Source organism: Pseudomonas sp. PLB05 (assembly GCF_021106615.1).
GTDB classification, from domain to species: domain Bacteria; phylum Pseudomonadota; class Gammaproteobacteria; order Pseudomonadales; family Pseudomonadaceae; genus Chryseomonas; species Chryseomonas benzopyrenica.
In genome coordinates this window covers 315,321-340,809 of sequence record NZ_JAJOHO010000003.1, presented here as the reverse complement: position 1 = coordinate 340,809, position 25,489 = coordinate 315,321, and the positions used below count along the sequence as shown (strand labels likewise).

Genomic DNA, 25,489 nt, shown 5'->3' with positions numbered 1-25,489 from the left:
ACTGGCAAAGAAGGAATCCTCGCATGATTCGCGAAATTTTGAAGATGGGTGATCCCCGGCTGCTGCGGGTGGCGCCGCCGATAGCCGCCGAGCGCCTCGGCTCGGCGGAGCTGCAGGCGTTGATCCAGGACATGTTCGATACCATGGCCGCCGCGGGTGGCGTGGGTCTTGCCGCCCCGCAGATCGGCGAGGACCTGCAGCTGATGGTCTTTGGCTTCGAGCGCAATGCCCGCTATCCCGAGGCGCCGCCGGTACCGCTGCAGGTACTGATCAATCCGCGCATCGAGGTCCTCGATGCCCGCGAAGAACTGGGCTGGGAAGGCTGCCTGTCGATCCCCGGGCTGCGCGGCGAGGTACCGCGGCCGCGGCGAATCCGTTATCGAGGCGTGGATGGCGCGGGCAACCTGGTGGACCAGCAGGCCGAAGGCTTCCATGCGCGGGTGGTGCTGCACGAGTACGATCACCTGATCGGTCGGCTCTATCCCTCGCGGATTCAGGACTTTGCCCGCTTCGGCTTTACCGAGGTGCTGTTCCCCGAGTTGACGCCGGCCGCCCAGCGCTAGGCTTGGCTCGCGTCCAGCTGCGCCCGGACGGCTGCCGCCAACTGGGCGAAGGGTACCGCTCCATCCAGAGCCCGCGCCTGTTCGATGGGCGCCTGCGCGGAACGCAGCAGCAGCGTCGGTACGGCGGTGATGCCCAGGGCTTCGGCGCGATCCTCGGCGTGCAGCACCACGTCGGTGTGGTCACCGCGCGCCAGGCTGGCCTGCAAGGCTTCGCCATCGAGACCGCTGCGGCGCGCCAGATCGATCAGCACCTCCCGCTCGCCGATATCGCGCCCCTCTTCGAAGAAGGCCTGGAAGACCGCCGTATGGAAGGCGTCGAAGCGGTCGTGGTCGCGGGCGAATTCCGCTGCTTCCAGGGCCAGACGGCTGCGCGGCTGGACCGGTGGTAGCCGCAGCACCATGCCGTATTCCGCCGCCATGGGATAGACCGCCCGGTCCCAGGTCCGGCGCAGATAATCCCCGGCGGGATCCAGGGTGGGCGTGGGTTCGGGGCGCAATTCGAAGGCATGCCACTCGATGGCCAGTTGATCGCCGAATTCCTCCTGCAGGCGCGCCAGCTGGGGCAGCTCCAGGTAGCAGAAGGGGCAGACGTAGTCGCTCCAGACATCCAGACGAACGCGCGGGGTGGCGGTCATGGCAGTGCTCCGGAAGGGCGTGGTGTCCGTCGGACCGCACCTGGGCGCGGATGTTCGCTGAGCGGGTCGATATGCTCCGTGACGTGGCAACCAGCCAGGCGCTGCTGCCTTGGCCAGGTAACGGCCTGCGCGACGGGCCTCTTCATATCTAGAAACGCAATTGTCCCTGGCCTGTTACGTGAAATGGGCGGCGATCCGCGCTCTAGAGGCTTGCCTTGAACCTGTTTTCGACCCCAGGTTCCTATGGCTGCATCCCTTCTTTCTCGCGCTAAGGACTATCACCTTGGGTTTTTTCACCAGCAAAATGACCTTCCTTCGGCAAACCTTCACCTACGTCGGCTGGTCGGTGTTCTGGCTGCTGCTGTGGGACATCGCCGTTACCGTCGATTACATGATTTTCGTCGACAATCGGGCGCAGCTGCCCAACATTCCCTTGACCCTGATCGGCTCGGCGCTGATCGTGCTGACCAGCTTTCGCAATACCAGTGCCTACCAGCGCTGGTGGGAGGCGCGCACCCTCTGGGGCGGCATGGTCAACAGCTCGCGCAGCTTCGCCCGGCAGGCGCTGACGCTCATCGACGACGGCGACGAACATTTCAACGCGATCAAGACGGTGCTCATCGAGCGTCACCTCGCCTATGTCCGCTGCCTGGCCTGCCAGCTCAGCGGCGATTCGTTGCCCAAGGAGGTGCGCACCTACCTGGGCAAGGAGGAGTGGGCGATGCGCAAGGAGACCAACAACTTCGCCAACGCCATCCTCAGCGGTTCCTCCAGCCTGATCGCCCTGGAATACCGCGCCGGTCGCCTGGACAGTATCCGCCTGGAGCGCCTGGAAGCCACCTTCGTCGATATGTCCAACTGGCAGGGCGGCATGGAGCGCATCGCCAATACCCCCTTGCCCTATCCCTATGTGAATTTTCCGCGGCTGTTCATCTTCCTGTTCTGCGTGCTGATGCCCATCGGCCTGGTGGAAAGCCTGGAGTGGTACACGCCGCTGGCCTCCACCGTGGTGGGCTTCATCTTCCTGGCCATGGAAAAGGTCGGCACCGATCTGCAGAATCCCTTCCAGCGCAGTCGTCACCAGATCACCATGGGTACCATCTGCAACACCATCGAAGGCAACCTGCGCACCATGCTGCGCGATGCCCGCGGGGGTTATGCTTCGGTCAGCGAGATCGTGCGGGATTCGCGGCTGAATTCGCCGGAAAAGGACCGCGTCTGAGCAAGACCCGGCCCTGGCGATTGCCAGGACCGGGGTTAGGCCTTACTTGAAGTCCCACTGCATCTGCGCGGGTATGCTGATGTCCCGCGAGGAATGCACGCAGACATCCAGATAATCGGTGAAGCGCGGTGGGGCGGCGATGCCTTCGTCGAGCAGCCGCTGGTTGTCGAACAGATAATTCAGATCGGCGAAGCCGCCGTACAGCTTGAGCGCGCGCAGCACCAGGCGTGGATTGGCCGGGCCAATGCGTTCGTTGAAGTCGGCGGCGAGTTCCTTGAGATCTGCGCTGTCCACCTGGCGATAGCGCTCGCCCACCGGGGCGTCGCCCATGGCGCCGGCATAGGCCTCGTCGATTTCGCCGAAGGTGCAGGCGCCCGCATTGCCCGCCGAAATGTGGTAAAGGCTGTAGTTCAGCTTGGGCTTGAGCGCCAGCTCCACCAGGGCTTCGGCGCAGTAGTCCACCGGAATGACATCGATCTGCTCATCCAGACCGCAGGTGAAGCGCTCCAGCGCGAAGCCCATGCGGAACACCCAGAAGATGCTGCCCGAGGCTTTGCAGCCCGAGCGACGGTGGCCCACGACGATGGAAGGACGCGCCACCACCAGCGGCAGCAGCGGCAATTCGTTACGCAGCTTGAGTTCGATGGCGGCCTTGGAGGCGGTGTAGTCCACCAGCTGCTGTTCGGGTTCGGGGAAGTCCCAGGTCTCGGCGACCGGTGACTGGCGCTGTGGGCCGCAGGCCATGGCGGTGCTGACGTGCAGGAAGCGCTTCAGCCGCCGGGACTGGGCGCAGGCCTCGGCCAGGGCGAAGGTGCCCTCGACATTGACCGGCCAGATCTTCGGATTGCGCGAGAAGGAGGCCACTGCTGCACAGTTGATGACCTCGTCCAGCGCCAGCAGTTGCGGTTTGGCAGCCTCGATCCAATGGGTGTCCAGCAGATCACCGCAGAGGATCTGCTCGGGTTTGAGCAGCGCCGCCAGGCGCTCGTCGACGTCATGGACACGGAGATTCTGCAGCAGCCGCTGCAGACCTTCCGCCGGGGTGGCCGCCCGGACCAGGAATTGCAGCCCCTCGACATGTCCCAGCTCCAGCAGGCGCAGGGTAACGGCGCCGCCGAGAAAGCCGGTGGCACCGGTGACGAGAATGCGGCGCGGTGCGGCGGTGAAGTGAATGGCAGAGACGGGAAGCGACATGGCGAAGGCCCTGGTTGGCGAAGCGTGGGCGTACCTTAAGGCCCGACGCTGAAGGATTTATTAAGGCCGGGGAACCCCTCCAGGCTGGCGTCTTTCTAGATGCTTGCCGTTACCGACCGATACCTGTCTGGAGACCCCTATGGAACTTCCCGTTCACGATCTGACGACCCTTTTCGAGCAACTGGGCCTGGATTCCGATCCGGCTGCCATCGATGCTTTCATCGCCAGCCATTCCCCGCTGCCCGACGAGGTCAAGGTCTCGGAAGCCGATTTCTGGTCACCGTCGCAAAAGGCGTTCCTCAAGGACGAGATCATGGAAGATGCCGATTGGGCACCGATCGTCGACGAGCTGAACGTCCGCCTGCATCGCCATGACTAACGTACAGGGCCGAACCCTTTCGGCCCTGTAGTCCTTCTCTTTCCGCGTCTGGAGATTTGCCATGAACGCCGTCCATGCCCAACAGCAGCCGAACGATCCGCCCGTCGCCGACGATGAAGACGAGGTAAGCGAAGAGCAGCTCGACGAATCCGTCGAGGAAACCTTTCCTGCAAGCGATCCCATTTCGCCTTGATGATTTCCTGGCGCCGTTTCGACGGCGCTGGTCCTACCCCTGATCCTACTTTCTTGCACATTCGTCGTGCCATCTCCCTGTGCTGACCAGCCATTCACCTCGCGACTGCTAAGGTAACCGCGTCGCGCACGCAGCGTGACCGGGATCGCGCAGGTGATCCGATGGATCGTTAAACGCAGGGAATTCCATGATCAAGACCTTCTTCGCCACCCTGGCCGGCTCGCTTATCGCCTTGGCCATGCCCTTCGCTGTGGCCGAGCCGATCGTCATCAAGTTCGCCCATGTGGTGACGGACGATACGCCCAAGGGCCGTGGTGCCCTGCAGTTCCAGAAGCTGGTGCAGGAGCGGCTGGCCGGCCAGGTCAAGGTGGAGGTCTATCCCAATTCCAGTTTGGTGGGCGACGCCGACGAACTGGAAGCCCTGCGCAGCAACAAGGTCCAACTGCTGGCACCCTCGGTTTCCAAGCTCAACGCCCTGGCCAAACCACTCAGGGTCTACGATCTGCCCTTCCTGTTCGACAACATCGAGGCGGTCAAGCGCTTCCAGCGCCGCGACAAGAGCCGCGAACTGCTGGGCAGCCTGGTCAGCCACAACATCACCGGATTGGGCTACTGGAACAACGGCGGCCGCCAGCTCTCGGCCACGCGGGAAATCCACATTCCTGCCGATCTCAAGGGGCTGACCTTCCGCGTCGAATCCTCCGAGGTGCTGGCCGCCTACTACCAGCAACTGGGCGCCGAGGCGGTCAAGCTGCCGTTCGCCCAGGTCTACGACGCCCTCCGGACCGGCAAGGTGCAGGGAGCGGAGAATCCCTGGTCTAACCTGCTGGGACAGAAGATCAACAGCGTGCAGCCCTATATCGTCGAGGACAACCACAGCTTCCTCACCTATATGCTCATCACCAACACCACCTTCTGGAATGGGCTGCCGTTCCAGATCCGCAGCGAGCTGGAGGCCATCCTCGACGAAGTGACCCAGTCGGTGAATCGGGATGCCGAAGCCATCAATGCCAAGGCGCGCGAACGGGTGGTTGCAGCTAATACCAGCAGGATCCTGGTGCCGACGCCTGCCGAGCGGGAAGCCTGGCGCACGGCCGTGGCGCCGTTGCTCAAGAGGTACGAAAGCGAAGTGGGCAGCGACGTCCTGCGCGCCGCCGAGGCCGCCAATCGGCGTTGAGATTGCACGGGCGTCCACCCTGGATTTGCGGCAAACTGGCACGGCTTCATCCTGACAACAAGAGGAATAGCCGTGCAGCACGCGGTCATCAGCGGTAGTGGGCTCTATACGCCGCCCGAAAGCATTTCCAACGACGAGCTGGTTGCGTCCTTCAACCAGTGGGCTGGCCAGTGGAATGCCGAGCATGCCGACGCCATCGCCCAAGGCAGTCTGGCGCCCCAGCCGGAATCCAGCGCCGCCTTCATCGAGAAGGCCTCCGGCATCCGCAGCCGCCATGTGGTCGACAAGGCCGGTATCCTCGATCCGGCGCGCATGGTGCCGCGCATCCCCGAGCGTTCCAACGACGAGCCCTCGATCCTCTGCGAGATGGGCGTCGCCGCGGCGCGCGAGGCGCTGGAACGGGCAGGGCGGACCGCGGCCGACATCGACGGTGTCATCGTCGCCTGCTCCAACCTGCAGCGGCCTTATCCGGCGGTGGCCATCGAGGTCCAGGCCGCGTTGGGCATCCAGGGCTACGGCTTCGACATGAACGTCGCCTGCTCCTCGGCCACCTTCGGTCTGCAGACGGCGGCCAACGCCGTGCAACTGGGCCAGGCGCGGGCACTGCTGGTGATAGATCCGGAGATCTGCACCGGGCACCTGAACTTCCGCGACCGCGACAGCCACTTCATCTTCGGCGATGCCGCCACCGCCCTGGTGGTGGAACGCGCCGACCAGGCGATCTCGGCGCACCGCTACGAAATCCTCGGCACGCGGCTGTTCACCCAGTTCTCCAACAACATCCGCAACAACTTCGGCTTCCTCAACCGCGCGGCGGAGGAGGGCATGACCCACCCGGACAAGCTGTTCGTCCAGGAAGGGCGCAAGGTGTTCAAGGAGGTCTGCCCGCTGGTGGCCGAACTGATCGGCAACCACCTCGCCGAGCTGGACATTCCGGTCGAGCGGGTTTCGCGTTTCTGGTTGCACCAGGCCAACCTGGCGATGAACCACCTTATCGTCAAACGCCTGCTGGGGCGCGAGCCTGCGCCCAACGAGGCGCCGGTCATCCTGGATACCTACGGCAACACCAGCTCGGCAGGCTCGGTCATCGCGCTGCATCTGCATCATGAGGATCTGGCCAGCGGTAGCCTCGGCGTGCTCAGCTCCTTCGGCGCGGGCTATTCCATCGGCAGCGTGGTTCTGCGCAAGGTCTGATCGACGGCAGGAGTCTTCCCGGGAGGACCGTTGTCGGACCTGGGAAGACCTCTCGAGAAAGGAAGACCCCGTGTCGCCAGGAAGCCTGCTCCGGGTGCAATTGCGCCAGCTGCGCCCCACCCAGCCCGCGATCGGCCACGACCAGGTGCTGTACAAGCTTGGCAAGTACGCCTGCGACCGACGCAAGCTGTTCGACGACTACTGCGAAGCCAACGGCCAGCACCTGAGTGGCGGTTTTCAGCCGAGCACCAGTCTGCGCTCGGCTGGCGACGCCCTGGGCGTCAAGCCACCCGGCACCTATCCAGACGAAATGAAGACCGTGGTCATCGGCCCAGGACAGCAGCTCTACCTCACCGATGGTCACCACACCTTTTCCGCCTTCTGGGAACACCCCGGCGGTGGCGCCGAGACCTCGGTGTGGGTCAGGGTCACCGACGATTTCAGTGGCGCGGCGAGCATGGCCGAGTTCTGGATTCGCCTGCTCGACGAGCGCAAGGCCTGGCTCAAGGACCCCCAGGGGCGTCCGATCCTGCCCGAACAGCTGCCCGAATCCCTGGGGCTCACCGCCATGGCCGACGATCCCTACCGCGCCCTGGTGTATTTCACCCGCCAGATCGGCTACGACAAGCCGCGTACGCCGGATGGCCGGGTACTGCCCTCGGAATTCCTTGAATTCTACTGGGCCGAATGGCTGCGCATGCTGCTGCCCTTGCAAGGCTATGACCTGAATGATCGCAAGAGCTACGCCAAGGCCGTGGAGCAGGCGGCCCGGCTGATGGTGGCCAATCCCGGCATGCTGATCGGCAGCTCGGGGCGTACGGCGCTGGAGATGGGCGGCTACCGCGCCCTGGACAAGAAGGTCCTGCGCAAGCTCTCCGCCAGCGATGGCAAGTTCACCTACCTGCTGGCGGCCCGCGCCCAGCGTGCGGCCCTGGCGCGGGCGATCTGACCCTTTTCCGGCTTAAGTGTCTGTTACTAGCAGGTTTTTTTCTGATTGGTGTTGACAGGGGCGGCCGGGCCTCTTAACATGCGCCCCGTCCTGACCGACGGGGCTATAGCTCAGCTGGGAGAGCGCTTGCATGGCATGCAAGAGGTCGACGGTTCGATCCCGTCTAGCTCCACCAAATTTCGGTTTCGCCCTCGGGGGAAATCGGTAGAGGGTTTCGTCCCCTTCGTCTAGTGGCCTAGGACACCGCCCTTTCACGGCGGTAACAGGGGTTCGAGTCCCCTAGGGGACGCCATATCGGTCACGCATCCCAGGCGTGGCAAGATGCTGTACTTGGGGCTATAGCTCAGCTGGGAGAGCGCTTGCATGGCATGCAAGAGGTCGACGGTTCGATCCCGTCTAGCTCCACCAATTTCGTGATCCGTAAGGATCCCACAGGGTAACGTCCCCTTCGTCTAGTGGCCTAGGACACCGCCCTTTCACGGCGGTAACAGGGGTTCGAGTCCCCTAGGGGACGCCATATAGGTCACGCATCCCAGGCGTGGCAAGATGCTGTACTTGGGGCTATAGCTCAGCTGGGAGAGCGCTTGCATGGCATGCAAGAGGTCGACGGTTCGATCCCGTCTAGCTCCACCAATTTCGTGATCCGCAAGGGTCGCACCAGGGTAACGTCCCCTTCGTCTAGTGGCCTAGGACACCGCCCTTTCACGGCGGTAACAGGGGTTCGAGTCCCCTAGGGGACGCCACACTCGAAAGAAACCGCCTCACGGCGGTTTTTTTTCGTCCGCACGAAAGCCATTCACCAGGGTCTTTCCCAGGTGCCCGTCAGGGCATTGAATTGTGTTAGACCTGTACGCCGAGTCCAAGCAAGGGGAGTGGGATGATCGTCGAGTATCTCTACAGCCTGGCCCAGGTGTCTGCCGAGCAGTGGAACGGTTTGCTGGTGGACGACCAGCCCTTTCTGCGGCATGAATTCCTCGCCACCCTTGAAGACAGCGGCAGCCTGGGGCAGGGGACCGGCTGGCAGCCCGCGCACCAGATCCTCAAGGATGAACAGGGTCGACTGCGGGCCGCGATGCCGGCCTATCTCAAGGCGCACTCCTATGGCGAATACGTCTTCGACTGGGCCTGGGCCGATGCCTGCCGGCGCGCCGGGATCGACTACTATCCCAAGCTGCTGGCCGCCGTGCCCTTCTCGCCGGTGCAGGGGGCGCGTCTGCTGGGCGAGCCAGCCGCCTGCGCGACCCTGCTAGACGCCACCACGGGCAGCCTGGCCGGTCTGGAGCTCTCCAGCCTGCACGTCAACTTCACCGATCCCAAGGCCAATGCCCTGCTCCAGGATCGCGATGGCTGGCTGGCTCGGCTTGGCTGCCAGTTCCACTGGCATAACCGCGGCTATCGCGACTATGGCGATTTCCTCGCCGCTCTGACCTCGCGCAAGCGCAAGCAGCTGCGCAAGGAGCGCGACCAGGTCGCCGGCCTGGGGGTGAGTTTCGAGTGGCGTAAGGGCGATGAGTTGAGCGAAGCCGAGTGGGACTTCGTCTATGCCTGCTATGCCAATACCTATGAGGTGCGTGGGCAGGATCCCTACCTGACCCGCGCCTTCTTCAGCCTGCTGGCCGAGCGGCTGCCCGAGGCGATTCGGGTGGTGCTGGTGCGCCAGGGCAGTCGGCCGGTGGCCATGGCCTTCTATCTCAAGGACGGTGACACCCTTTATGGCCGTTACTGGGGCTGCCTGCAGGAATTCGACCAGCTGCACTTCGAGACCTGTTTCTACCAGGGTATCGAGTACGCCATCGCCGAAGGGCTGCAGCGCTTCGATGCCGGCGCTCAGGGTGAGCACAAGCTGATTCGGGGCTTCGAGCCCACCCTGACCCATTCCTGGCACTATCTGGTGCATCCGGGTCTGAGAGCCGCTGTGGCGGAATTTCTCGACCAGGAGCGAGAGGGGGTCCAGGCCTATGCGCGCCGGGCCGCCGAGGCCTTGCCCTATCGCCAGGAAGACGGCGCGGCACCATGCTGAACTATCTCTGGTTCCTGCTGGCGGCGCTATTCGAGATCGCCGGCTGCTATGCCTTTTGGCTCTGGCTCCGGCTGGATCGCAGTCCCTGGTGGATAGCGCCCGGGCTTGCCAGCCTGGTGCTCTTCGCCCTGTTGCTGACCCGTATCGAGGCGGCCTACGCCGGGCGCGCCTACGCCGCCTATGGCGGCATCTATGTGGTGGCGTCGCTGGGCTGGCTGGCGCTGGTCGAGCGCACCCGGCCGACTTGGACGGATCTGGCGGGCGGTCTGCTGTGCGTGGCCGGGGCGCTGGTGATCTTGCTGGCGCCGCGCGGCAGTGCCTGACAGGCGCGAGACGCGCTAGTCGTCGAGCAACTCGGGCGGTACGTCGCGGCGCAGCACCAGTTGGCACAGGGCACTGTCCGGATCGAAGAGGATGACGGCTTCGCCGGTTTCCAGGGCACGGCGCGCGCGCTGGGTACGGGTCGCCAGGGGCGTCTCGTCACCGTTGTCGGTGCCGTCGCGGGTGACGAAGTCTTCCAGCAGGTTGTCGAGAGTGGCGGCAGCGAGCTGGTCGTGGGGGATGATCATGGAGAGGTGCCTGGAAAAAGGCGCCCAGGATACCCCAGGCGCTTGGTTCGAACGCTATTTGCTGCCGTCGCCAACGACCTCCTCCAGCGGCGGCAGGTGCGTCTGGTTGTCCATCTGGGTGTCTTCCGGCAGCAACTGGTGACCGAAGCGGTCCAGCGAGCTGTCGGCCGGTTGCGCATCGCTGTCGAACACCGGCGGGCTGAGCATGTAGCCGGTCAGCAGCTGGCTGAGCGCCGCCAGGCTGACGATATGGGTGCGCTCGTAGCCATGGGTGGCATCGCAACCGAAGGCCAGCAGGGCGACCCGCACGTCTTGGCCGGAACTGATCGCCGAGTGGGCGTCGCTGTAGTAGTAGCGGAACAGGTCGCGGCGCACCGGGATGTCGTTGCGTTGCGCCAGGCGCAGCAGGTGGCGTGACAGGTGATAGTCGTAGGGGCCGGCGGAATCCTGCATGGCGACGCTGACGCGGTGCTCGTCGGAGCGCTGGCCGGGCGCGACCGGGGCGATGTCGATGCCGACGAATTCGCTGACGTCCCAGGGCAGGGCACCGGCGGCGCCGGAACCGACTTCCTCGGTGATGGTGAACAGCGGATGGCAGTCGATCGGCGGCGTCTGGCCGGTTTCCTTGAGCATCTTCAGCGCGGTGAGCAGGGCGGCGACGCCCGCCTTGTCATCCAGGTGACGCGAGCTGATGTAGCCGCTGTCGGTGAATTCTGGCAGCGGATCGAAGGCGACGAAGTCGCCGACCTGCACGCCCAGTTGCTCGGTCTCGTGGCGACTCTTGGTCACGGCGTCCAGGCGCAATTCGATGTGGTCCCAGGTCACCGGCATCTTGTCGATCTCGGTGTTGAAGGCGTGACCCGAGGCCAGCAGCGGCAGCACACTGCCTCTCAGGGTGCCGTCATCGGTGAACAGGCTGACCCGGCTGCCTTCGGCGAAGCGACTCGACCAGTGGCCGACCGCCGCGAGGCCCAGGCGACCATTGTCCTTGATCTCGCGGACGATGGCGCCAATGGTGTCCAGGTGCGCGGAGACGGCCCGGTCGGGACTCTCCTTGTGGCCCTTGATGGTGGCGCGGATGGTGCCACGGCGGGTCAGTTCGAAGGGGATGTCGAGTTCGTTGAGCCGTTCGGCGACGTACATGACGATGGTGTCGGTGAAGCCCGTGGGGCTGGGGATGGCCAGCATGTCCAGCAGGACCTTGCGCAGGTAATCCAGATCGGGCTCGGGCAAGCGATTCATAGCGGAACCTCCCGGGAGAGCGGGAACAGCAGGTCGATGAAGCGTTCGGCGGTGGGGCGGGGCTCGTGATTGGCCAGGCCCGGCCGCTCATTGGCTTCGATGATGACGTAGTCGGGCGAGTCGGCAGCTGGGACCAGCAGGTCCATGCCGGTGACGGGGATGTCCAGTGCCCGAGCCGCCTGGATGGCAGCGTCGGCCAGCACCGGATGGAGGCTGTCGGTGACGTCTTCCAGGATGCCGCCGGTGTGCAGGTTGGCGGTCTTGCGCACGGCCAGGTGGGTGCCGGTGGGAAGCACGCTGTCCCACTCGTAGCCGGCACCGCGGATGGCGCGTTCGGTTTCCTCATCCACCGGGATGCGCGACTCGCCGCCGGTGGCGGCCTGGCGACGCCGACTCTGGGCTTCGATCAGGTCCCGGACGCTGTGCTGACCGTCGCCGACGATTTCCGCCGGCCGGCGAATGGCGGCGGCCACCACCTCGTGTCCAATGACCACTATCCGCAGATCGAGGCCCTGGTGAAAGCTTTCCAGCAGCACGCGGTCGTCATGACGCTGCGCCGCCTGGATGGCGGTGGCGAGGTGTTCGGCGTCGCGGATATCCACGGCCACGCCCTTGCCCTGTTCGCCATTGACCGGCTTGACCACCAAGGCGCCATGCTTCTCCAGGAAGGCTGCGTTGTCTTCGTCGCTGCCCGCCAGTTGCTGCTCCGGGACCTTCAGCCCGGCCCGCGCCAGGGTACGGCTGGTCAGCACCTTGTCGGCGCAGAGGGTGATGGTCACGGCAGAGGTGAGGTCGGTGAGGGATTCGCGGCAGCGGATGCGGCGGTTGCCCTGGATCAGGGTGAAAAGGCCGCCCTCGGCATCGTCCACCTGGACCTCGATGCCACGCCGCAGGGCTTCGTCGACGATGATCCGCGCATAGGGGTTCAGCTCGGCCGCTGGCCCAGGACCAAGGAACAGGGTCTGGTTGATGCCGTTCTTGCACTTGATGGCGAAGGTCTGCAGCGGTCGGAAACCCAGCTTGTCGTAGAGGCGCTTGGCCTGCAGGTTGTCATGCAGCACCGACAGGTCCAGATAGGCCAGGCCGCGACTGGCATAGTGCTCGATCAGGTGGCGAACCAGCGCCTCGCCGACGCCGGGTCGGCTGCACTCGGGCGATACCGCCAGGCACCACAGCGAGGAGCCGCCATCGGGATCCTGGAAGGCCTTGACGTGATTGAGACCCATCACCGAGCCGATGATGGCGCCGCTGTCGTCGTCTTCCGCCAGCCAGTAGACCGGGCCGCCCTTGTGCCGGGGCGTCAGCCGCTCGGTATCGACGGGCAGCATGTGCCGCTGCTGATAGAGCCGGTTGATCTCGCTCCAGTCCTGCGCGGAGCAGGCGCGGCGGATCCGAAAGCCGCGATAGATCCGGCGGGCCGGACGATAGTCGCTGAACCAGATCCGCAGGGTATCGCTAGGGTCGAGGAACAGCTGCTGGGGTGCCTGGGCCAGCACCTGATGCGGCGCGGCCACGTAGAGCGCAATGTCGCGCTCGCCAGGCGTTTCGGTGAGCAGCTCCTTGGCCAGGCTGGCGGGGTCGGGATAGGTATGGCCGACGAGCAGCCGTCCCCAGCCGCAATGCAGGCAGAGCGGCTGGGAGGTCGGATGGTCGCCTTCCGCCAGGCGCGCCTGCAGCCGTTCGTAGGAGGGCGTCTGGGCCCGCTGGAGGCGCTGGTTGTAGCTGGTCGCTTTCATGCGTCGTGCACCCTCACAGTCCGTGTTCGCTCAGCCAGAGGTTGAGCGCGGCGAGTTGCCAGAGCTTGGAGCCACGCAGGGGCGTGATGCGGTCGGCCGGATTGGTCAGCAGGCGATCGATCTCGGCGGTGTCGAACAGACCGCGATCCTGGCTGGGATCCAGCAGTAGCTCGCGTACCCAGCTGAGGGTGTTGCCTTCCAGGTGTTTGAGGCCCGGCACCGGGAAATAGCCCTTGGGCCGGTCGATCACCTCCTGGGGAATGACCTTGCGCGCGGCGGCCTTGAGCACCTGCTTACCGCCGTCGCCCAGCTTGAATTCAGCGGGAATGCGCGCCGAGAGTTCAGCCAGGCGATAGTCGAGGAAGGGCACCCGGGCTTCCAGGCCCCAGGCCATGGTCATGTTGTCGACCCGCTTGACCGGGTCGTCTACCAGCATCACGGTGCTGTCCAGGCGCAGGGCCTTGTCGACCCCGGCGCTGGCGCCCGGCTTGGCGAAGTGCTGACGGACGAAGGCCTCGGCGGCGTCTTCCTCTAGGCGCATGCCCGCCTGCACCGTGGCGGCGTACTGGGCATAGTCGCGGTCGAAGAAGGCGGCGCGATAGGCGGCGAAGGGATCGGCGGCGCCATGCACCTGGGGATACCAGTGGTAGCCGGCGAAGAGTTCGTCCGCGCCCTGGCCGCTCTGTACTACCTTGCAGTGCTTGGAGACCTCGCGCGACAGCAGATAGAAGGCGATGCAGTCGTGGCTCACCATCGGCTCGCTCATGGCCGAGAAGGCGCGCGGCAGCTGCTGGATGATCTCGTCTTCGGCAATGCGCAACTGGTGGTGGCGAGTGCCATAGTGATTGGCGATCAGATCGGAATACTGGAATTCGTCGCCGCGCTCGCCGCCGGCATCCTCGAAGCCGATGGAGAAGGTCAGCAGGTCCTTGACCCCCGAATCGTGCAGCAGGCCCACCAGCAGGCTGGAGTCCACCCCGCCGGAGAGCAGCACACCGACCTCGCGCGCCGCGCGCTGGCGGATCGCCACGGCGTCCTTGAGACCATGTAGGACGCGCTCGGCCCAGTCATCCAGGGTGTAACGGCGCTCGTCTTCACGGGGACCGTAGTCCAGATTCCACCAAGTCTCCTGATGCTGCTGGCCAGACGCATCCACGGTCATCCAGGTGGCTGGCGGCAGCTTCTGTACGCCCTGCAGGATGGTGCGCGGTGCCGGCACCACGGCGTGGAAGTTCAGGTAGTGGTTGAGCGCGACCGGATCGATGCGGGTGTCGATGTCACCGGCTTCCAACAGGGCGGGCAGGCTGGAGGCGAATCTCAGGCGTTTGTCGGTGAACGACAGATACAGCGGCTTGATCCCCAAGCGATCCCGGGCGATGAACAGGCGGCCGCTGTCACGCTCCCAGATGGCGAAGGCGAACATGCCATTGAGCTTGGGCAGCATGTCCTTGCCCCAGGCGTGATAGGCCTTGAGCAGGATCTCGGTGTCACCCCCGGAATAAAAGCGGTAACCCTTGGCTTCCAGCTCGCTGCGCAGTTCCGGGTAGTTGTAGATGGCGCCGTTGAACACCATCGACAACCCCAGTTCCGGCTCGATCATGGGTTGGCCCGAGGCTTCCGCCAGATCCATGATCTTCAACCGCCGGTGGCCCAGGGCGACCGGCCCCTGGCTATGGAAGCCCCAGGCATCCGGTCCGCGCTGTTCGAGGCGGTGGGTGATGCGCTCCACCGCGCTGATGGCTGCAGGTTGTTGATCGAAACGAAGCTCTCCGGCGATGCCGCACATGGTTCTGTGCCTCTTGAATCCTTGGGATGCGGCGCGGTGAGTTCAATCCCGAACCCGGCGTGCGCATCCAATGCGTGTGGACTTCTCGCGATCCTTGAGAAGCCAATGCAGGGGCGCTGTGCGTGCGGGAGGCGTGGGGCGGACAGGTCGTCTGTCTGGCGCTCCAGGTCTGAACGCACGCATCGACCGACAGCAGGTCTCAGAGAGGGTGGGGTGCCGCCGGTCAGGGCCTCAGGTTACGAGCCCCGGGCACGGCGGATGGTTCCATGCGAATGGCCGTGGCTGCCGCCACCGTCACAGGAGGGGCTGCCAGATCGGCCTCAATATGTTATAATGTATCTTTAGTGTGCCGAAGACATCCTGTCATCGGTGCTCCAGATCAGGAGAACCTTCATGAGACCCGGTATCCATCCCAACTACCGTCCTGTGCTGTTCCACGACACCACGTCGGACACCTATTTCCTGATTCGCTCCACCGCCGAGAGCGACCGCACCCAGGAATACGAAGGTCAGACCTATCCCTATATCAGCCTCGACGTGTCCAGCGCCTCCCACCCGATCTACACCGGCGAGCAACGTCAGATGAAGGTCGAAGGCCGCGTCTCGAGCTTCAACAAGAAGTTCGCCGGCTTCCCGGGTGGCAACAGCAAGTAAGCGCCACGGGCAGCGCGCCGGCTCAGCGCGCGCTGCTGACCCCTTCGAGGGTGGCGAAGGAGGTGTCCTTGGCGGTCAGCAGGAAATCCTGCATGAAGGGCGCTTCCAGCATGTCTTCGCGAATCGCCGCATGGAGCGTCGCATAGAGGCCTTTCTCCCCCAGCCGGCGCGCCGTCACGTAGCCGCGCGAGCTGTACTCGTGGATCGCCCAGTTGGGCAGGCAGCAGACGCCACGGCCTGACGCCACCAGTTGCAGCATCATCACCGTCATCTCCGCCGTGCGAATCGAGAGCGGTTCGACATCGGCCGGATCGAGAAAGCGGGTGAAGATATCTAGTCGATCACGCTCCACCGGATAGGTGATCTGGGTCTCCTGGGCGAGGTCCTCGGGCACGATATAGGGCCGCTGTGCCAGGGGATGCTGGTTGGCCACCGCCAGCAGGGCTTCGTAGGTGAACAGCGGCACATAGGTGACCCCCGAGAGGTCCACTGGATCGGCGGTCACCACCAGGTCCAGATCGCCCCGCGCTAGCGCGGGCAAGGGCGCGAAGGAGAATCCGGAGGCCAGGTCCAACTCTACTTCCGGCCAGGAATCGCGAAACTGGTCGATGGTCGGCATCAGCCATTGGAAGCAGCTGTGGCACTCGATGGCCATGTGCAGCCGGCCCGCCGTCCCACCCACCAGGCGCGCCAGATCTCGTTCGGCACTACGCAGATGCGGCAACACCGCGTCCGCGGTCTGCAGCAGGCGCAAGCCGGCGCTGGTGAAGCGGATGGGTTTGGTCTTGCGAATGAATAGCGGGGTCCCCAGGCGCTCTTCCAGTTCCTTGAACTGATGGGAGAGGGCGGACTGGGTCAGATGCAAGCGTTCTGCAGCCTCCACCAGACTGGAGGATTCGCGGAGTGCATGCAGGGTTTTCAGGTGGCGAAGTTCGAACATGGCGTCGGCGCTGGAGGTAAAGGTGCATCATGAAGACTTTTCATGGTGCTGCCTATGCTCCAACGCGCCTGGCGCGTTGTTTCAGTGTCTATTACAAGGGTGAACACCACTGTTCCTGAGCGGCTTGCCCGCTCAGGAACAGCAGGCGTCAGGCCGCGTTGCTGTCCTTGGCGCTCCGGACGGGTTCGGAATGCGCCAGGACGTTTTCCAGAGCGGCCCGCTCCGCATCGGTGAATACCAGGCCCAGCTTGGTCCGCCGCCAGAGCACGTCATCGGCACGGGTGACCCACTCGTGGCGCTGCAGGTATTCCACTTCACGCACGTGGAGGTCAGCGCCGATTACCGCACCTAGTTCCTCCACCGAGCGCGAATCACCCAGCAGGGTCCAGACCCGACTGCCATAGGTGGTGGCCCAGCGCTGCGCCAGGGCCGGCGTCAGGCCGCTGACCTTGTCCAGCAGTTCGCGGGTCAAGGCCTGGGGCGTGGTCATGTTCTCGCCACCGGGCAGCGGCGCCGAGGCTGTCCAGCTGTTGCCCAGCCGGGGGAAGAAGGGCTGCAGCTGCGCCATCGCCGACTCGGCCAGCTTGCGGTAGGTGGTCAGCTTGCCACCGAACACCGACAGCAGCGGGGCGCCCTGTTCTTCGGCCAGCGACAGGGTGTAGTCGCGGGTGATGGCGGAAGGATTATCTGACTCGTCGTCGCACAGCGGACGAACGCCAGAGAAGGTGTGCAGGACGTCGTCGCGGCTGAGTTGCTTGCGGAAGTGGGTATTGGCCACGCCCAGCACATAGTCGATTTCCTGATCGGTGATGGTCACCCTGGCCGGGTCGCCCTGGTATTCGCGATCCGTGGTGCCGACCATGGTGTATTGGCCCAGGTAGGGAATGGCGAAGACAATGCGGCGGTCCTCGTTCTGCATGATGTAGGCCTGCTCGCCTTCGTACAGCTTGGGCACGATGACATGGCTGCCCTGGATCAGGCGGATGCCATAGGGCGACTTCTGCTGCAGGTCTTGACGGATGAAGCTGGCGACCCAGGGGCCGGCGGCATTGACCAGGCCCTTGGCACGGATCTGCTGGCGACCCTGAGGACCTTCGACCTCAACCTCCCAGTAACCCTCGACGCGGCGGGCGCTGACGCAACGGGTGCGGGTCACGATGTCAGCACCCTTGTCCCGCGCCTGCATGGCGTTTAGCACCACCAGGCGGGCATCGTCCACCCAGCAATCGGAATACTCGAAGCCACGCTTGATCTCGGCCTTGAGCGGCCCCTGGGCATCGAATTTCAGGCCGCGCGAACCCGGCAGCTTTTCGCGCTTGCCGAGGTGGTCATAAAGGAAGAGACCGGCACGGATCATCCAGGCCGGACGCAGGTGCGGGCGATGGGGCAGGACGAAGCGCATAGGTTTGACGATGTGGGGCGCCTTCGCCAGCAGGACCTCGCGCTCGGCTAGCGCCTCGCGCACTAGCCGGAACTCATGGTGTTCCAGGTAGCGCAGGCCGCCGTGGATCAGCTTGCTGCTGGCAGAGGAGGTGTGGCTCGCCAGATCGTCACGTTCACAGAGGAACACCGACAGGCCACGACCGGCGGCATCGGCGGCGATGCCGACGCCATTGATGCCACCGCCGATGACGGCGAGATCGTAGGTCCGGGGAGTTGCAGCGGGTGCCTGGGCCATGGTGCCTCCTGTGAAACGAACATAATTATTCGGTTTCGAACATAATAGCCCAGCAAAAACTCAGGTTCTAGCCAGGTCTGTGTCTTAGGACCGCTAAAACGAAAAAAAACGAATATGGAGAGGGGGGAGGCGACGAATGGTCGTCGCCCCTGGAGGTCAGCGCGGGCGCGCTACCTCGACCTTGACCTGCCATTCGCGCAGGCAGCGCGCGAAGGCCGGAGAGGGCTCCTGTTCGGTGAACAACTGATCGATCTGCTCCAGGCTGCCCAGGCGGATCATGGCGTTGCGGCCGAACTTGCTGGAGTCGGCGGCGAGAAACACCTGGCGGGCATTGTGGATGATGGCCTGGGAGACGCAGACCTCCTGGTAGTCAAAATCCAGCAGGGTGCCGTCTTCGTCGATACCGCTGATGCCCACCAGGGCGTAGTCGACCTTGAACTGCTTGATGAAGTCGGCGGTGGCCTGGCCCACTACGCCGCCGTCGCTGCGTACCTTGCCGCTGGCGATCAGCACGTCGAAGTCGTCCTTGGCGCTGAGGATGTTGGCCACGTGCAGGTTGTTGGTGATGACCTTGAGGCTGCGATGCCCAAGCAGGGCATGGGCGATGGCCTCGGTGGTGGTGCCGATGTTGATGAACAGCGAGGCATGGTCGGGCACGGCAGCGGCCACGGCTTCGGCGATCAGGCGCTTTTCCTCGCGCATCTGTCCGGCCCTCATGCTGTATTCGGTGTTTTCCACGCTGGAGTCGTGGGCGGCACCCCCGTGGTAGCGCCGCAGCAGCCCGGCTTCGGCGAGCTGGTTGATGTCGCGGCGGATCGTCTGGGGGGTGACGGAGAAATGCTGGGCCAGCTCTTCGATGCTGACGTAGCCGCGCTCACGGACCAGTTCGAGAATCTGCTGTTGGCGAGGCGCCAGGCTCATTACGGCTTCCTTGAGGTGATCGAGTAAATTCACAGAGGATGCCGTAGCTCTTTCAAGGTGGAAAGCGCTTGTCGCGCAAAGCAAGACCGGCGTCGGAAGACGCCGGCCTCGTGGGGGAGCCTTGCGGGAAGCGGCCCGGCAAGTACCGGCCGCCTCCCGGTCGGATTCGACTCAGTCCAGCGCCCAGCCGCGGGTACGCTCGACGGCCTTCTTCCAACCCTTGTACAGGGTGTCTCTCTTGCTCGGATCGCAAGCCGGTTCGAAGACCCGTTCGATGGTGCTCTTGCTGCGCAACTCGTCCAGGCTGCTCCAGAAGCCGGTGGCGAGACCCGCGAGGTAGGCCGCGCCCAGGGCCGTGGTCTCCTTCATTTCCGGTCGCTCGACCCGGGTGCCGAGCACGTCCGACTGGAACTGCATAAGGAAGTTGTTGGCGGTGGCGCCGCCGTCCACGCGCAGGGACTTCAAGGCTTCGCCGGCGTCCTGCTGCATGGCGTCCAGCACGTCGCGGGTCTGGAAGGCAATGGATTCCAGGGTGGCGCGGATGATGTGGTCCACCTTCACGCCCCGGGTCAGGCCGAACAGCGCGCCGCGGGCATAGGGATCCCAGTAGGGCGCGCCCAGACCGGTGAAGGCCGGGACCAGGTAGACGCCGTTGCTGTCGGTCACCTTGGTGGCGAAGTACTCGGAGTCCAGGGAATCGTTGATCACCTTGAGCTCGTCACGCAGCCACTGGACGGTGGAGCCGCCGTTGAAGATGGCGCCTTCCAGGGCGTAGTTGACCTCGCCGCGAGGACCGCAGGCGATGGTGGTCAGCAGGCCGTGCTGGGACTGCACCGCCTTCTCGCCGGTGTTCATCAGCAGGAAGCAACCGGTGCCATAGGTGTTCTTGGCCTGACCGGGCTCCACGCACATCTGGCCGAACAGCGCCGCCTGCTGGTCGCCGGCGATACCGGCGATGGGGATGCCGGTGGTCTGGCCGCTGCCCAGGTGCGCCTGGCCATAGACCTCGGAGGAGGACTTCACTTCCGGCAGCATCTCGCGCGGGATGTCGAGCACCTCGAGCATGGTGGCATCCCACTCACGCTTGTGGATATCAAACAGCAGGGTGCGGGAGGCGTTGGTGTAGTCGGTGACGTGGGCCTGGCCCTGGGTCATCTTCCAGATCAGCCAGGTGTCCACGGTGCCGAACAGCAGCTCGCCGCGGCGGGCGCGTTCACGGCTGCCTTCGACGTGATCGAGGATCCACTTGATCTTGGTGCCGGAGAAATAGGGATCGATCACCAGGCCGGTGGTCTTGCGGATATGGTCTTCCATGCCGTCGCGCTTGAGCTGGTCGCAGATCGCGGTGCTCTGGCGGCTCTGCCAGACGATGGCGTTGTAGATGGGACGACCGGTGAGCTTGTCCCAGACGATGGCGGTTTCACGCTGGTTGGTGATGCCGATGGCGGCGATCTGCTCGGTGCTGATGCTGGCCTGGGCCAGGGCCTCGACGAACACCGCGCTCTGGGTGGCCCAGATCTCCATGGGGTCATGCTCGACCCAGCCGGCCTGGGGATAGATCTGCGCGAATTCGCGCTGGGCGATGGTCACCACGTTGGCATTGCGGTCCAGTACGATGGCGCGGGAGCTGGTGGTGCCCTGGTCGAGCGCGACGATGTACTGCTTGTTCTGGTCGGTCATGGTCGTATTCCTTATTGTGATTCGCGGCGATCAGGACGCTTTGGAAGCGGAGTTCACTTCGGTGCGGGCGCTGTCCTCGGCCTTGGCCGGGACGTCGCAGGCACCGGAAGCCAGGCCGGGCAGGTGACGGCAGATCAGCGCCTTGTAACCGGCGGCGCCCAGGCAGGCACCGACGATGGGGCCGAAGATCGGCACCAGGAAGTAGGGGATGTCGCGGCCACCGGTAAAGGCGATTTCACCCCAGCCGGCGAAGAAGGCCATCAGCTTGGGTCCGAAATCCCGGGCCGGGTTCATGGCGAAGCCGGTCAGCGGACCCATGGAACCACCGATCACGGCGATCAGGAGGCCGATCAGCAGGGGGGCGAGCGGGCCACGGGGCAGGCCGTTGCCGTCGTCGGTGAGGGCCATGATCATGGCCAGCAGGATGGCGGTGATGACGGCTTCGACCAGGAAGGCCTGACCGATCGACAGGGAAGGATGGGGATAGGTGGAGAAGACGCCGGCCAGTTCCAGGCTCGCCTGGCTGCCGCGGACCATGTTGTGGGCCTGTTCATAATCGAAAAACAGGCTGCTGTAGAGGCCGTAGACCAGCGCCGCGCCACAGAAGGCACCGGCGACCTGGGCCAGGATGTAGGCCGGAACCTTGCGTCTTTCGAAGCCACCGAACAGCCAGAGGGCGATGGTGACGGCCGGGCTGAGATGCGCGCCGGAGACACCGGCGGACAGGTAGACCGCCATGCTCACGCCGACGCCCCAGATGATACTGATCTCCCACAGGCCGAGGGTAGCGCCGCCGACCTTCGCGGCCGCCACGCAGCCGGTACCGAAGAAGATGAGCAGGGCTGTGCCGAGGAATTCGGCGATGCATTGACCGCGTAGTGTTGGAGCGAGAAGAGTACTCATGGGGGAGCCTCGTGGTTGTTGTATTTATAGGTGGCCAGTGGGCCATTTGTTCGCAACCGAAAATCTAATTTCAAATATGAAAACTGTCAAAGCTCCTGAGCGCAAAAACAGTGACGACGTTCGACAATTCATTGCCGATGCGACGCCGCCTGCTATTTTGGTCATAGGACTTGTGAAGACAACCTGTCCATCGGCCGGTCTTAGGCTGTAGCCGTCGCTACAGGGATCATCAGAGGCCGGGTGCCCGCGCGACGTTGACGCTTGCTGTTTCTCTCCTTCTGCTCAGGTAGCGTGCATGTCCCTAGAATTTCATCAGGTCGATGCCTTCACCGATCAGGCCTTTCGCGGCAATCCTGCTGCCGTCTACCGCCTGGATAGCTGGCCGGCCGACGAGCTGCTGCAGCGAATCGCCGCCGAGCACAATCTTTCGGAAACCGCCTTCGTGGTGCGCGAGGGCGAGACCTGGCGGATTCGCTGGTTCACCCCGCGGACCGAGGTGCCATTATGCGGTCATGCCACCCTGGCAGCCGCCCATGTGCTGTTTGAAGCCTATGGAGAGCCTGGAGATCGACTGGAGTTCATCTGCCAGTCGGGCGTGCTGCGGGTGTTTCGCGAGGGCGATGGCCTGCTGGCGCTGGATTTTCCGTCGTTGGTGCCCACGGAGCTGGGGGTGACGCCCGAGCTAGAGCGAGCCCTGCAGGTCTCGCCGGTGGATGCCCTGGCGGCGGACAAGCTGCTGGTGCTGCTGGAGTCGGAACAGGCGGTGCGCGACTGCAAGCCGGATCTGGCTGCCATCGCCCGGCTGCCCTGGCAGGGCGTCATCGTGACCGCACGGGGACAGGAGGTCGACTTCGTCTCGCGCTTCTTCGCCCCGGCAGTGGGTGTGGACGAGGATCCCGTCACCGGCTCGGCGCATTGCAGCCTGATTCCCTACTGGTCGCGGCGACTGGCCAAGCGGATGCTCACCGCCCAGCAACTCTCCGCTCGCGGTGGGCAACTCAGGTGTCGGTTGGAAGGCGATCGGGTCAGTATCGCCGGGCGGGCGGTGACGGTCATGCGCGGGCAGCTGTTGCTGTGAGCCAAAGGCCTCGGCTGCCTGGCGCAACCGAGGCCTGCGCCAGGATCAGACGTGCAGCGGCGGCTTGATGAGGAACTCGAGCAGCGCCTTCTGGGCGTGGAGGCGATTTTCGGCTTCGTCCCAGACCACGGCGCGCGGATCGTCCAGCAGGGTATGGCTGATTTCCTCACCGCGGTGAGCCGGTAGGCAGTGCATGAACAGCACCTCGGGCGCGGCGCCATCGAGCAGCTCGGCGGTGACCTGGTAGGGCTTGAAGGCTGCAAGACGCAGACGGGTTTCTTCTTCCTGGCCCATGGAGGTCCAGACATCGGTGCTGACCAGGTGCGCCTGGGCCACGGCCTCGCGCGGATCCCGGGTCAGCTGCACGCGGTCGCCGGCCCGTTCGAGAAAGCGTGGGTTGGGCTCGTAGCCTTCCGGACAGGCGATGCGAAGGGTGAAATCGAGCTGCTCGGCCGCCTCGATGTAGCTGTTGCACATGTTGTTGCCGTCGCCGATCCAGGCCACGGTCTTGCCACGGATATCGCCCCGGTGTTCGAAGAAGGTCTGCATGTCGGCCAGCAGCTGGCAGGGGTGCAGGTCATCCGACAGACCATTGATCACCGGCACCTGGGAATGGGCGGCGAAGGTGGTCAGCATCTCGTGGGCGTAGGTGCGGATCATCACACCGTCGAGCATGCTCGACATGACGCGGGCGCTGTCCGGAACGGGTTCGCCGCGGCCGAGCTGGGTATCCCGGGAGGAGAGGAAGATCGCCTGGCCGCCGAGCTGGATCATGCCGGCCTCGAAGGAGAGGCGGGTGCGGGTCGAGGCTTTCTCGAAGATCATGCCCAGGACGCGATTGCGCAGGGGCTCGTGCAGCACACCCCGGTTACGCAGGGCCTTGAGCTCGATGCCCCGTGCGATGAGTTGCCGGAGTTCCGCGGAGGAACAATCCATGAAAGAGAGAAAGTGGCGAACCGTCATTTCGTTACCCTAGCGTCCCGTCCCGGTAACGGCCGTCCCTGGAGGACGCGGCGAACCTGAGAGCATGCCGTTTCAAACGGCGGAAAGACCAAAGGCGAAATGGTATAAGTTCATGTCGCATTTTACCACCATCGCAGGCTAGGCCCTCAATTTAGGGCGGCTAGCCTGGGACAGGGTAGCGGATAGGTGGGGGTTACAGCAGGTCGGTGGGAACGTTGCCGCCGTTGTCGGCCAGCTTCTGCAGAACGGCCTTGTGCAGCCACATGTTCATCTGGGCGGAGTCGTTCAGCTTGTCGGCGGGGCAGTTCAGCTCCTTGGCCAGTTCCTGGCGCGCGGTCAGGCTGCTGTCCAGGTCGAGCAGCTTGAGCAGGTCGACGATGGAGGTCTTCCAGTTGAGCTGTTCGCCTTTCTGGGCGGCCAGGCCGTCGAGCTTGGCGGCGACGTCCACCTGGCTCATGGAAGTGGCGCTGCCGGTCGCGGCCGGGTTGCCGGCAGGTGCGGCGGTATCGGTCGTGCCAGTGGTGGGCGCTGCGGCGGGGGTATCCGCGTGGGCTTCACCAATGCCGAGCTTCGAGAGGATCTTGCTGAACAGGCTCATGGAGTTCTCCTGGGTCTTGGATCAGGCGCACCGAGTGGCGCCTACCCTTAACCTGACCACAGCCTCGCCGCCAAAGTTTGCCAGTTGGTCTGCCAAATCGCTGCGGGCGGAGCGAACGGGCCTCGACAGACGTGGTCGATTGCCAGGTCGAGCCGCGCCTGTTTCGGGCTGGACGTCGCGGAAATCCCGGCGTTCCACCGGCCTTTCCGTTACAATCGTCCCACCGTATTAGCGAGGTGCATCGTGGAAATCATCGATACCATCAAAGACCAGATTGCCAACAATCCCGTGCTGCTCTACATGAAGGGTTCGCCGAACGCGCCTCAGTGCGGCTTCTCTTCCCGTGCCGCTCAGGTGCTGATGGCCTGTGGTGAAAAATTCGCCTATGTCGACATCCTGCAGAATCCGGAAATCCGCGCCAATCTGCCCAAGTACGCCAACTGGCCGACCTTTCCCCAGCTGTGGGTTGGCGGCGAGCTGGTCGGCGGCAGCGACATCCTGGCCGAGCTGTACGAGAAGGGCGAGCTGCAGACCCTGATCAAGCAAGCCGTGGAAACCAAGGACGCCTGAGTCTTTGGCCCATAAAAAAAGCCCGCAGCGTGCGGGCTTTTTTTATGGGCGTTTGCCCGATCAATCGTCGTCGTGCATCTGCGACTGGATGTAGTTCTCGATCCCGACGCTGGCGATCAGACTCAGCTGGGTTTCCAGCCAATCGATGTGCTCTTCCTCGGACTCGAGGATGCTCTTGAGCATGTCGCGGCTCACGTAGTCTCGCACGCTTTCGCAATAGGTGATGGCTTCACGCAGGTCAGCCACGGCGCTGATTTCCAGGCGCAGGTCGCACTGGATCATTTCCTGGGTGTTCTCGCCGATCATCAGCTTGCCCAGGTCCTGCAGATTGGGCAGGCCTTCCAGGAACAGGATGCGCTCGATCAGGCGATCGGCGTGCTTCATCTCGTCGATGGATTCCTTGTACTCGTGATGGCCCAGCTTGCGGATACCCCAGTCGTTGTACATCCGCGAGTGCAGGAAATACTGGTTGATGGCCACCAGTTCGTTGCCGAGGATCTTGTTCAAGTGCTGGATGACGGTGATATCGCCTTTCATGGCCGGACCTGCAAATCGGGTGGGATTGCCGGCAGTCTGAGCGTGGAAGGGCCCTTTGTCAAAAGCTTAAGTTGTTGAAAAATCGACGAAAATCGAACGGTAATCGAA

Annotated in this window: 26 protein-coding genes and 6 tRNA genes; 18 read left to right on the top strand and 14 right to left on the bottom strand. The window is 64.1% G+C overall.

The genetic code is table 11. The annotated features are described in order from the left end of the window. Positions 1-23 precede the first annotated feature (23 nt). Positions 24-563 carry a peptide deformylase gene (def, locus tag LRS53_RS14365; protein ID WP_231356365.1) on the top strand — a complete coding sequence of 180 codons (540 nt, stop codon included), beginning with the start codon at positions 24-26 and terminating at the stop codon, positions 561-563. Here the strand turns inward: def and LRS53_RS14360 are convergent. Next, the gene (locus LRS53_RS14360) at positions 560-1,198 is read right to left on the bottom strand and encodes a DsbA family oxidoreductase (RefSeq protein ID WP_231356364.1); all 639 of its coding nucleotides are present in this window, start codon (positions 1,196-1,198) and stop codon (positions 560-562) included. The genes def and LRS53_RS14360 overlap by 4 nt on opposite strands. Positions 1,199-1,502: 304 nt before the next feature. Between LRS53_RS14360 and LRS53_RS14355 the strand changes: the two genes are divergently transcribed. After that, positions 1,503-2,420 carry a bestrophin family protein gene (locus LRS53_RS14355; protein WP_231356363.1) on the top strand — a complete coding sequence of 306 codons (918 nt, stop codon included), beginning with the start codon at positions 1,503-1,505 and terminating at the stop codon, positions 2,418-2,420. Between the two features lie 42 nt (positions 2,421-2,462). Here LRS53_RS14355 and cprA read toward each other — a convergent pair whose 3' ends face one another. After that, the gene (gene cprA, locus LRS53_RS14350; RefSeq protein WP_231356362.1) at positions 2,463-3,614 is read right to left on the bottom strand and encodes a cationic peptide resistance protein CprA; all 1,152 of its coding nucleotides are present in this window, start codon (positions 3,612-3,614) and stop codon (positions 2,463-2,465) included. 139 nt (positions 3,615-3,753) lie between these two features. Here cprA and LRS53_RS14345 point away from each other — a divergent pair, with 139 nt between their 5' ends. From LRS53_RS14345 to LRS53_RS14290, 13 genes are all read left to right on the top strand, one after another. Further along, positions 3,754-3,993, top strand: coding sequence for a DUF2789 domain-containing protein (locus LRS53_RS14345; RefSeq protein ID WP_017641794.1), 240 nt, complete (start codon positions 3,754-3,756; stop codon positions 3,991-3,993). A gap of 61 nt (positions 3,994-4,054) precedes the next feature. Then, positions 4,055-4,186: a hypothetical protein gene (locus tag LRS53_RS23650; protein WP_007162893.1), complete on the top strand. Its 132-nt coding sequence runs from the start codon at positions 4,055-4,057 to the stop codon at positions 4,184-4,186. Positions 4,187-4,373: 187 nt separating this feature from the next. Next, entirely contained in the window at positions 4,374-5,363 is a 990-nt protein-coding gene (locus LRS53_RS14340; protein ID WP_231356361.1) for a DctP family TRAP transporter solute-binding subunit, read from the top strand. Between the two features lie 72 nt (positions 5,364-5,435). After that, complete coding sequence (locus LRS53_RS14335; protein WP_231356360.1) at positions 5,436-6,557, top strand: beta-ketoacyl-ACP synthase III; 1,122 nt, start codon at positions 5,436-5,438, stop codon at positions 6,555-6,557. A gap of 70 nt (positions 6,558-6,627) precedes the next feature. Beyond that, positions 6,628-7,506 carry a ParB/Srx family N-terminal domain-containing protein gene (locus LRS53_RS14330; RefSeq protein ID WP_026083922.1) on the top strand — a complete coding sequence of 293 codons (879 nt, stop codon included), beginning with the start codon at positions 6,628-6,630 and terminating at the stop codon, positions 7,504-7,506. Between the two features lie 99 nt (positions 7,507-7,605). Beyond that, positions 7,606-7,681: transfer RNA gene (locus tag LRS53_RS14325), tRNA-Ala, on the top strand. A 41-nt stretch (positions 7,682-7,722) separates the two neighbouring features. Then, a tRNA-Glu gene (locus tag LRS53_RS14320) sits at positions 7,723-7,798 on the top strand. A 40-nt stretch (positions 7,799-7,838) separates the two neighbouring features. Then, positions 7,839-7,914, top strand: a tRNA-Ala gene (locus LRS53_RS14315). Positions 7,915-7,947: 33 nt separating this feature from the next. Further along, positions 7,948-8,023 (top strand) — tRNA-Glu (locus tag LRS53_RS14310). A gap of 40 nt (positions 8,024-8,063) precedes the next feature. Further along, positions 8,064-8,139 (top strand) — tRNA-Ala (locus LRS53_RS14305). Positions 8,140-8,173: 34 nt separating this feature from the next. Beyond that, positions 8,174-8,249 (top strand) — tRNA-Glu (locus tag LRS53_RS14300). A gap of 134 nt (positions 8,250-8,383) precedes the next feature. After that, on the top strand, positions 8,384-9,526 hold the full coding sequence (locus LRS53_RS14295; protein ID WP_231356359.1) for a GNAT family N-acetyltransferase: 1,143 nt from the start codon (positions 8,384-8,386) through the stop codon (positions 9,524-9,526). Further along, complete coding sequence (locus LRS53_RS14290; RefSeq protein WP_007162734.1) at positions 9,520-9,849, top strand: YnfA family protein; 330 nt, start codon at positions 9,520-9,522, stop codon at positions 9,847-9,849. Before LRS53_RS14295 ends, LRS53_RS14290 begins: the two co-directional genes overlap by 7 nt. A gap of 15 nt (positions 9,850-9,864) precedes the next feature. On the opposite strand, the gene LRS53_RS14285 is transcribed toward LRS53_RS14290, so the two are convergent. The 4 genes from LRS53_RS14285 to LRS53_RS14270 are packed head-to-tail and all read right to left on the bottom strand — an operon-like array spanning position 9,865 to position 14,859. Continuing rightward, complete coding sequence (locus LRS53_RS14285; protein ID WP_007162735.1) at positions 9,865-10,095, bottom strand: YheU family protein; 231 nt, start codon at positions 10,093-10,095, stop codon at positions 9,865-9,867. 54 nt (positions 10,096-10,149) lie between these two features. Then, positions 10,150-11,337 carry an osmoprotectant NAGGN system M42 family peptidase gene (locus LRS53_RS14280; RefSeq protein WP_017640298.1) on the bottom strand — a complete coding sequence of 396 codons (1,188 nt, stop codon included), beginning with the start codon at positions 11,335-11,337 and terminating at the stop codon, positions 10,150-10,152. Next, a complete protein-coding gene (ngg, locus tag LRS53_RS14275) occupies positions 11,334-13,073 on the bottom strand; it encodes an N-acetylglutaminylglutamine synthetase (protein WP_231356358.1) in 1,740 nt (579 codons plus the stop codon). Before ngg ends, LRS53_RS14280 begins: the two co-directional genes overlap by 4 nt. A 13-nt stretch (positions 13,074-13,086) precedes the next feature. Next, positions 13,087-14,859, bottom strand: coding sequence for an N-acetylglutaminylglutamine amidotransferase (locus LRS53_RS14270; RefSeq protein WP_231356357.1), 1,773 nt, complete (start codon positions 14,857-14,859; stop codon positions 13,087-13,089). Positions 14,860-15,252: 393 nt separating this feature from the next. Between LRS53_RS14270 and LRS53_RS14265 the strand changes: the two genes are divergently transcribed. Beyond that, on the top strand, positions 15,253-15,513 hold the full coding sequence (locus LRS53_RS14265) for a type B 50S ribosomal protein L31 (RefSeq protein ID WP_059314409.1): 261 nt from the start codon (positions 15,253-15,255) through the stop codon (positions 15,511-15,513). Between the two features lie 22 nt (positions 15,514-15,535). Here LRS53_RS14265 and metR read toward each other — a convergent pair whose 3' ends face one another. The 5 genes from metR to LRS53_RS14240 form a co-directional block, all read right to left on the bottom strand. Then, positions 15,536-16,453: a transcriptional regulator MetR gene (gene metR, locus LRS53_RS14260; RefSeq protein WP_064307222.1), complete on the bottom strand. Its 918-nt coding sequence runs from the start codon at positions 16,451-16,453 to the stop codon at positions 15,536-15,538. Between the two features lie 148 nt (positions 16,454-16,601). Beyond that, positions 16,602-18,131, bottom strand: coding sequence for a glycerol-3-phosphate dehydrogenase (gene glpD / locus LRS53_RS14255; protein WP_231356356.1), 1,530 nt, complete (start codon positions 18,129-18,131; stop codon positions 16,602-16,604). A 156-nt stretch (positions 18,132-18,287) separates the two neighbouring features. Then, on the bottom strand, positions 18,288-19,052 hold the full coding sequence (locus tag LRS53_RS14250) for a DeoR/GlpR family DNA-binding transcription regulator (protein WP_007162742.1): 765 nt from the start codon (positions 19,050-19,052) through the stop codon (positions 18,288-18,290). A gap of 171 nt (positions 19,053-19,223) precedes the next feature. After that, entirely contained in the window at positions 19,224-20,732 is a 1,509-nt protein-coding gene (glpK, locus tag LRS53_RS14245; RefSeq protein WP_017640303.1) for a glycerol kinase GlpK, read from the bottom strand. A gap of 30 nt (positions 20,733-20,762) precedes the next feature. Beyond that, entirely contained in the window at positions 20,763-21,635 is an 873-nt protein-coding gene (locus LRS53_RS14240; protein WP_017640304.1) for an MIP/aquaporin family protein, read from the bottom strand. 295 nt (positions 21,636-21,930) lie between these two features. Between LRS53_RS14240 and LRS53_RS14235 the strand changes: the two genes are divergently transcribed. Continuing rightward, positions 21,931-22,713 (top strand): PhzF family phenazine biosynthesis protein, encoded by a 783-nt coding sequence (locus LRS53_RS14235; RefSeq protein ID WP_231356355.1) that lies wholly within the window; start codon positions 21,931-21,933, stop codon positions 22,711-22,713. Positions 22,714-22,758: 45 nt separating this feature from the next. On the opposite strand, the gene argF is transcribed toward LRS53_RS14235, so the two are convergent. Continuing rightward, positions 22,759-23,676 (bottom strand): ornithine carbamoyltransferase, encoded by a 918-nt coding sequence (gene argF, locus LRS53_RS14230; protein WP_231356354.1) that lies wholly within the window; start codon positions 23,674-23,676, stop codon positions 22,759-22,761. Positions 23,677-23,869: 193 nt separating this feature from the next. Then, the gene (locus tag LRS53_RS14225) at positions 23,870-24,274 is read right to left on the bottom strand and encodes a DUF3597 domain-containing protein (protein WP_231356353.1); all 405 of its coding nucleotides are present in this window, start codon (positions 24,272-24,274) and stop codon (positions 23,870-23,872) included. A 243-nt stretch (positions 24,275-24,517) separates the two neighbouring features. On the opposite strand from LRS53_RS14225, the gene grxD reads away from it, so the two are divergent. Next, positions 24,518-24,844 (top strand): Grx4 family monothiol glutaredoxin, encoded by a 327-nt coding sequence (gene grxD, locus LRS53_RS14220; protein ID WP_017640308.1) that lies wholly within the window; start codon positions 24,518-24,520, stop codon positions 24,842-24,844. Between the two features lie 60 nt (positions 24,845-24,904). Here grxD and bfr read toward each other — a convergent pair whose 3' ends face one another. After that, positions 24,905-25,381: a bacterioferritin gene (gene bfr / locus LRS53_RS14215; protein WP_017640309.1), complete on the bottom strand. Its 477-nt coding sequence runs from the start codon at positions 25,379-25,381 to the stop codon at positions 24,905-24,907. Positions 25,382-25,489 lie beyond the last annotated feature (108 nt).

Coding starts and splice junctions, on each gene's coding strand:
- LRS53_RS23650 (WP_007162893.1), top strand. CDS start 4,055: ATGAACGCCGTCCATGCCCAACAGCAGCCGAACGATCCGCCCGTCGCC.
- LRS53_RS14285 (WP_007162735.1), bottom strand. CDS start 10,095: ATGATCATCCCCCACGACCAGCTCGCTGCCGCCACTCTCGACAACCTG.
- LRS53_RS14290 (WP_007162734.1), top strand. CDS start 9,520: ATGCTGAACTATCTCTGGTTCCTGCTGGCGGCGCTATTCGAGATCGCC.
- bfr (WP_017640309.1), bottom strand. CDS start 25,381: ATGAAAGGCGATATCACCGTCATCCAGCACTTGAACAAGATCCTCGGC.
- LRS53_RS14295 (WP_231356359.1), top strand. CDS start 8,384: ATGATCGTCGAGTATCTCTACAGCCTGGCCCAGGTGTCTGCCGAGCAG.
- LRS53_RS14270 (WP_231356357.1), bottom strand. CDS start 14,859: ATGTGCGGCATCGCCGGAGAGCTTCGTTTCGATCAACAACCTGCAGCC.
- LRS53_RS14280 (WP_017640298.1), bottom strand. CDS start 11,337: ATGAATCGCTTGCCCGAGCCCGATCTGGATTACCTGCGCAAGGTCCTG.
- LRS53_RS14250 (WP_007162742.1), bottom strand. CDS start 19,052: ATGAGCCTGGCGCCTCGCCAACAGCAGATTCTCGAACTGGTCCGTGAG.
- LRS53_RS14265 (WP_059314409.1), top strand. CDS start 15,253: ATGAGACCCGGTATCCATCCCAACTACCGTCCTGTGCTGTTCCACGAC.
- argF (WP_231356354.1), bottom strand. CDS start 23,676: ATGACGGTTCGCCACTTTCTCTCTTTCATGGATTGTTCCTCCGCGGAA.
- def (WP_231356365.1), top strand. CDS start 24: ATGATTCGCGAAATTTTGAAGATGGGTGATCCCCGGCTGCTGCGGGTG.
- glpD (WP_231356356.1), bottom strand. CDS start 18,131: ATGGCCCAGGCACCCGCTGCAACTCCCCGGACCTACGATCTCGCCGTC.
- glpK (WP_017640303.1), bottom strand. CDS start 20,732: ATGACCGACCAGAACAAGCAGTACATCGTCGCGCTCGACCAGGGCACC.
- LRS53_RS14225 (WP_231356353.1), bottom strand. CDS start 24,274: ATGAGCCTGTTCAGCAAGATCCTCTCGAAGCTCGGCATTGGTGAAGCC.
- LRS53_RS14340 (WP_231356361.1), top strand. CDS start 4,374: ATGATCAAGACCTTCTTCGCCACCCTGGCCGGCTCGCTTATCGCCTTG.
- ngg (WP_231356358.1), bottom strand. CDS start 13,073: ATGAAAGCGACCAGCTACAACCAGCGCCTCCAGCGGGCCCAGACGCCC.
- LRS53_RS14355 (WP_231356363.1), top strand. CDS start 1,503: ATGACCTTCCTTCGGCAAACCTTCACCTACGTCGGCTGGTCGGTGTTC.
- cprA (WP_231356362.1), bottom strand. CDS start 3,614: ATGTCGCTTCCCGTCTCTGCCATTCACTTCACCGCCGCACCGCGCCGC.
- metR (WP_064307222.1), bottom strand. CDS start 16,453: ATGTTCGAACTTCGCCACCTGAAAACCCTGCATGCACTCCGCGAATCC.
- LRS53_RS14235 (WP_231356355.1), top strand. CDS start 21,931: ATGTCCCTAGAATTTCATCAGGTCGATGCCTTCACCGATCAGGCCTTT.
- LRS53_RS14240 (WP_017640304.1), bottom strand. CDS start 21,635: ATGAGTACTCTTCTCGCTCCAACACTACGCGGTCAATGCATCGCCGAA.
- LRS53_RS14345 (WP_017641794.1), top strand. CDS start 3,754: ATGGAACTTCCCGTTCACGATCTGACGACCCTTTTCGAGCAACTGGGC.
- LRS53_RS14360 (WP_231356364.1), bottom strand. CDS start 1,198: ATGACCGCCACCCCGCGCGTTCGTCTGGATGTCTGGAGCGACTACGTC.